The organism is Klebsiella sp. A-Nf5, assembly GCF_002810545.1.
GTDB lineage: Bacteria > Pseudomonadota > Gammaproteobacteria > Enterobacterales > Enterobacteriaceae > Klebsiella > Klebsiella variicola.
In genome coordinates this window covers 1-5334 of the sequence record NZ_PIOG01000175.1, presented here as the reverse complement: position 1 = coordinate 5334, position 5334 = coordinate 1, and the positions used below count along the sequence as shown (strand labels likewise).

Below are 5334 nucleotides of genomic sequence, written 5' to 3'. Positions count from 1 at the left end.
CGAATTACTACGCGCCGCAGTCAGAACGGAGCATCATCTGGAATGATCCGGAGATAGGGATTGACTGGCCGGCGCTGAGCGACTGCGCGCTGTCGCTGTCGGAGAAAGATCTGCAGGCACATACTCTGGCCACCGCAGAAGTATATAAATAATTAGGTTGTTTTTTCCTAAAATGGCGGGTTCCAGATGGAACTCGTCATGTTTATTCGCTTACAAGCCGGGTCAACCGACCGACTTGACTTACCTTCCTTCTCAGCGTAAAACCGCCAACAGCATTATTTAAATTCGTGGCTATCCGCCATTACCCAGTTAACTGATTAAAGTGTAATCGAATGAAAATTACTATTTCCGGTACAGGTTATGTTGGTTTATCGAACGGTGTCCTGATTGCGCAAAACCACGAAGTGGTTGCCCTGGATATCGTACAGGCCAAAGTGGATATGCTTAACCAGAAGATCTCTCCGATTGTGGATAAAGAGATTCAGGAATATCTGGCAGAAAAACCGTTAAATTTCCGTGCCACCACGGACAAGCACGACGCCTATCGTAATGCCGACTACGTGATCATTGCGACGCCGACCGATTACGATCCCAAAACTAACTACTTCAACACCTCTACGGTGGAAGCGGTTATTCGCGATGTGACAGAGATAAACCCGAACGCGGTGATGATCATTAAATCAACCATCCCGGTGGGGTTCACCCGCGACATCAAAGAACGTTTAGGGATTGATAATGTTATTTTCTCTCCTGAGTTCCTGCGTGAAGGACGTGCGTTGTATGACAACCTGCACCCGTCGCGCATTGTCATTGGTGAGCGCTCTGCGCGTGCCGAACGTTTCGCAGACCTGCTGAAAGAAGGCGCGATCAAGCAGGATATCCCGACCCTGTTTACCGACTCCACCGAAGCGGAAGCGATCAAACTGTTCGCTAACACCTATCTGGCGCTGCGCGTTGCCTATTTCAACGAGCTCGACAGCTATGCTGAAAGCCAGGGGCTGAACAGCAAGCAGATTATCGAAGGGGTATGCCTGGATCCGCGTATCGGCAACCACTATAACAACCCGTCCTTTGGCTACGGCGGCTACTGCCTGCCGAAAGATACCAAGCAGCTGCTGGCGAACTACGAATCGGTCCCGAACAATATCATCGCGGCTATCGTCGATGCCAACCGTACCCGTAAAGACTTTATCGCGGATTCTATTCTCGCTCGTAAGCCGAAAGTGGTGGGTGTGTATCGCCTGATCATGAAGAGTGGTTCGGACAACTTCCGTGCCTCTTCTATTCAGGGCATCATGAAGCGCATCAAGGCGAAAGGTATTCCGGTTATTATCTATGAACCTGTGATGCAGGAGGATGAGTTTTTCAACTCACGTGTCGTACGCGACCTGGATGCCTTCAAACAAGAGGCGGATGTGATCATTTCCAACCGTATGGCGGAAGAGCTGGCGGATGTGGCGGACAAGGTTTATACCCGCGATCTGTTTGGTAACGATTAATTCTGCCTGGCTGTCACTGGCGGCTCCCTGCCGCCAGTATGTTCCCTTTACCTCCCCGCTATATCCCTCATTACGCGTATTTCTCGCTCATTCAGATTAAACTCAATAAATTGTGATGGACATTACGATCCTGCACGAAATCCATTGCGGGTTGAAAACAGGTCCGATAAGTTAAACTTACCTTGTGAAGAGCTACCGTCACTGTGATGTAGATGCCGGAGATAAGCGCCGGGAGGTAAAACAAAGCCTGCAACGCAGGCTTTTGTTATTTATACGCTAAGAAAAAAACGATGAACAAGGCGCGGTAGGCACTATTTTTCCTTGGCTTAAAGCCACAGTAAAACGCAGAATGAACGATCATTCTGTCATATCATTATTTTATTTCTTAATATTATCTTAATCTAATTGCAATAAGGCGCCAGCGTTACCACTTGCGTTTATTAAATGTCAGCTTCGTTTTCTTTCTATCTTTCAAATAAGAAATCAAGAAATAAACGGATACAGCAAGTAGTATGGCAGCCACCACTAAGAAAAATAGGTTTTCCATAATATCTACCACAGCGTTTGTTAGTTGAATTATTAGGTTGTTAAGCAATACGCCAGTAAGTGTCAGTCGTACTGAGAGCCCTAACATATCCTGTTTTTGAGAAAATTCCTACAATGAGTAATGTTTTTTATCTATCAGCATATAATGCTGTTTTCACTATCAAAAAAGGGATGGATGTAAGATAAGTCTGAGTACCAGGCGCGTGGATATTTGCTTTTCTGATAAAGGCTGGATGAAACTGGTTTCAGTCGGGCAAGTAAAAAGACAAAAATTCCGTCTATAGCACAAAATATTATATATAAAACAATGAATGTGCATTCAGTCGACATATCATCAGGATGACGGGGGGGTACATAAAAGAGGTTGCCGCAACCTGACGATTGCGGCAGGGCAGGGAATTAGATCTGATAGTAATTCTTGTACCATTCCACGAAGTTCTTCACGCCTTCCTTTACAGACGTCTGCGGCTTGAAACCCACCAGGTCATATAGCGGTTGGGTGTCTGCGCTGGTGTCCAGCACATCGCCCGGCTGAATGGGCATCATATTCTTCTTCGCTTCCATCCCCAGCGCTTCTTCCAGGGCGGTGATGTAGTCCATCAGTTCCACCGGTGAGCTGTTGCCAATGTTATAAACCCGATATGGCGCGGAACTTGTCGCCGGTGAACCGCTCTCAACGGTCCACTCGGCATTGGCCTGCGGGATCACATCCTGAACGCGCACCACGGCCTCGACGATGTCGTCGATATAGGTGAAGTCACGCTTCATCTTGCCGTAGTTGTAGACGTCAATACTTTTCCCTTCCAGCATTGCTTTCGTGAACTTGAACAGCGCCATATCCGGGCGGCCCCACGGGCCATAGACCGTAAAGAAGCGCAGCCCGGTGGTCGGGATGCTGTACAGATGGGAATAGGTATGCGCCATCAGCTCATTAGCTTTCTTGGTGGCGGCATACAGGGAGACCGGATGATCGACGGAATCTTCGGTGGAGAACGGCATTTTACGGTTAAGGCCATAAACCGAGCTGGAGGAGGCGTACACCAGGTGTTTCACTTTGGTATGACGGCAGCCTTCAAGAATGTTCAGATAACCCATCAGATTAGCGTCCGCATAGGCATACGGATTTTCCAGCGAGTAGCGCACACCGGCCTGGGCCGCCAGGTGGATCACGCGATCAAATTGCTCTGCGGCGAACAGCTTTGCCATACCTTCCCGGTCGGCCAGATCCAGCTGCTGGAAATGGAATGCCGGAGATGCCAGGCGATCCAGACGGGCCTGCTTCAGGCTGACGTCATAATAGTCGTTCATGTTGTCGATCCCGACAACATCATGCCCTTCATTCAGCAGGCGCTGCGCGATATGAAAGCCGATAAAACCTGCGGCACCAGTGACCAAAAACTTCATATTTTTCCTCCGGGGTGTGGATATCCCGTTCTACATAAGTGCCGATTTTACACTGGCTTGCGGTTGGGATCACTTGCTTTACAGTTGCAGGATGTGAGTTCTGGTGGCGCCGTAGTGCTTAATTCCTATTTAATGCAAATGATATTCATTTAGAAAAATATCATTGAGTATGCCTGTAGCTTATCTATAAAAATCAGTTGTGGGGCAGCCAGCCCTTGGGATTCTGCTATCGCGATAAAACACATCATGAATTTCCGAACGAAGAGGTATATCTATTCGTGAAATACGAATTAATTAGTGTTGTTGTCACCAGTGATAACTTGTAATCGAACCATGTATGGCCAAGTTATTGAATGTTTTAATGTTGTATCGAAAGTGTTCCATTCATACCTTGAATTGATTCATACCGCTTTTTGATTTTTATTCTTCATGACCAGCGCTATAATGCGTCGCGACCTCGTCCGGTACTATTCACTGTTGAGTATGCTGCACGCCATAATGGTGACTGCATGGCTTTGTCATGATACCAATCGCTGAATGGCGCATGAAGGGATGATTTTCAGGTACTTTAAAGACACATTCACATTCCGTCTCGATGACGTATCGTGTGGTGTTTGGGAAAGTCCTGATAGCAAATGGACGCTGAAGCAAGCAAAGTTACCGCGGTTTGGCTGCTTTGCACTATCCAGCATGATGAGACAGCGCGGCAGACACCGCTGATCTTAGCCCATGTTAGATACAATTTACTGAGGCACCACGCATTTTGGTTGCGATAGCCAATGGCGGTAGCGTGCCTGCGTTTTTTGTTATTACAGAATTTATTATTTAAATCATTGAAAAACGAGAGAAAGTATGAAGATTCTTGTCACCGGGGGCGCAGGCTTTATCGGCTCTGCCGTGGTTCGTCATATCATTGAAAATACCCGGGATGAAGTCCGCGTGATGGACTGCCTGACCTATGCCGGCAACCTCGAATCCCTGGCGCCGGTGGCCGGGAGCGAACGCTACTCGTTTTCCCAGACCGATATCACCGATGCTGATGCCGTGGCAGCCCAGTTCAGTGAGTTCCGCCCGGATATCGTGATGCACCTGGCGGCAGAAAGTCATGTGGATCGCTCCATTGATGGCCCGGCTGCCTTCATCCAGACCAATGTGATCGGTACCTTCACTCTGCTGGAGGCGGCCCGTCACTACTGGTCCGGGTTTGAGGAACAGCAGAAACAGGCTTTCCGTTTCCACCATATCTCCACCGATGAGGTGTACGGCGACCTGCACGGCACCGATGACCTGTTCACCGAAGAAACCCCGTACGCGCCGAGCAGCCCGTACTCCGCCTCCAAAGCGGGCAGCGACCATCTGGTTCGCGCCTGGAACCGCACCTACGGTCTGCCGGTGGTGGTGACCAACTGCTCCAACAACTATGGTCCGTATCACTTCCCGGAGAAACTGATCCCGCTGACCATCCTCAACGCCCTGGCGGGTAAACCCCTGCCGGTGTATGGCAACGGGGAGCAGATCCGTGACTGGCTGTATGTCGAGGACCATGCCCGTGCGCTGTACAAAGTGGCGACCGAAGGCAAAAGCGGTGAGACCTACAATATCGGCGGTCATAACGAGCGTAAAAATATCGACGTGGTGCGCACCATCTGCGCCATTCTCGACAAGGTGGTGGCGCAGAAGCCGGGCAACATCGCCCACTTTGCCGACCTGATCACTTTTGTCACCGACCGTCCGGGACATGACCTGCGCTACGCCATTGATGCCGCGAAAATTCAGCGCGATCTGGGCTGGGTACCGCAGGAGACGTTCGAGAGCGGGATTGAGAAAACCGTGCACTGGTACCTGAACAACCAGACCTGGTGGCAGCGCGTGCTGGACGGCTCCT

At 49.6% G+C, this 5334-nt stretch carries 5 protein-coding genes; 3 read left to right on the top strand and 2 right to left on the bottom strand.

Annotated elements, in window-relative coordinates; genetic code table 11:
- The coding region (locus CWM53_RS19350) for a dTDP-4-dehydrorhamnose 3,5-epimerase family protein (protein WP_142345695.1) at positions 1 to 152 on the top strand (152 nt) is incomplete at its 5' end.
- A gap of 180 nt (positions 153 to 332) precedes the next feature.
- Positions 333 to 1499, top strand: coding sequence for a UDP-glucose 6-dehydrogenase (ugd, locus tag CWM53_RS19345; RefSeq protein ID WP_000704907.1), 1167 nt, complete (start codon positions 333 to 335; stop codon positions 1497 to 1499).
- A 424-nt stretch (positions 1500 to 1923) separates the two neighbouring features.
- On the opposite strand, the gene CWM53_RS31230 is transcribed toward ugd, so the two are convergent.
- Together CWM53_RS31230 and CWM53_RS19330 are read right to left on the bottom strand one after the other, a co-directional pair.
- Positions 1924 to 2046, bottom strand: a complete 123-nt coding sequence (locus CWM53_RS31230; protein WP_004144151.1) for a small membrane protein — start codon at positions 2044 to 2046, stop codon at positions 1924 to 1926.
- A 398-nt stretch (positions 2047 to 2444) separates the two neighbouring features.
- A complete protein-coding gene (locus CWM53_RS19330) occupies positions 2445 to 3449 on the bottom strand; it encodes an NAD-dependent epimerase (RefSeq protein ID WP_100682217.1) in 1005 nt (334 codons plus the stop codon).
- A gap of 852 nt (positions 3450 to 4301) precedes the next feature.
- Between CWM53_RS19330 and rfbB the strand changes: the two genes are divergently transcribed.
- The coding region (gene rfbB / locus CWM53_RS19325; RefSeq protein ID WP_100750833.1) for a dTDP-glucose 4,6-dehydratase at positions 4302 to 5334 on the top strand (1033 nt) is incomplete at its 3' end.

Excerpts from the sequence above, each read along its gene's own strand:
- CWM53_RS19330 (WP_100682217.1), bottom strand. The coding sequence starts at position 3,449 with ATGAAGTTTTTGGTCACTGGTGCCGCAGGTTTTATCGGCTTTCATATC.
- CWM53_RS31230 (WP_004144151.1), bottom strand. The coding sequence starts at position 2,046 with ATGGAAAACCTATTTTTCTTAGTGGTGGCTGCCATACTACTTGCTGTA.
- ugd (WP_000704907.1), top strand. The coding sequence starts at position 333 with ATGAAAATTACTATTTCCGGTACAGGTTATGTTGGTTTATCGAACGGT.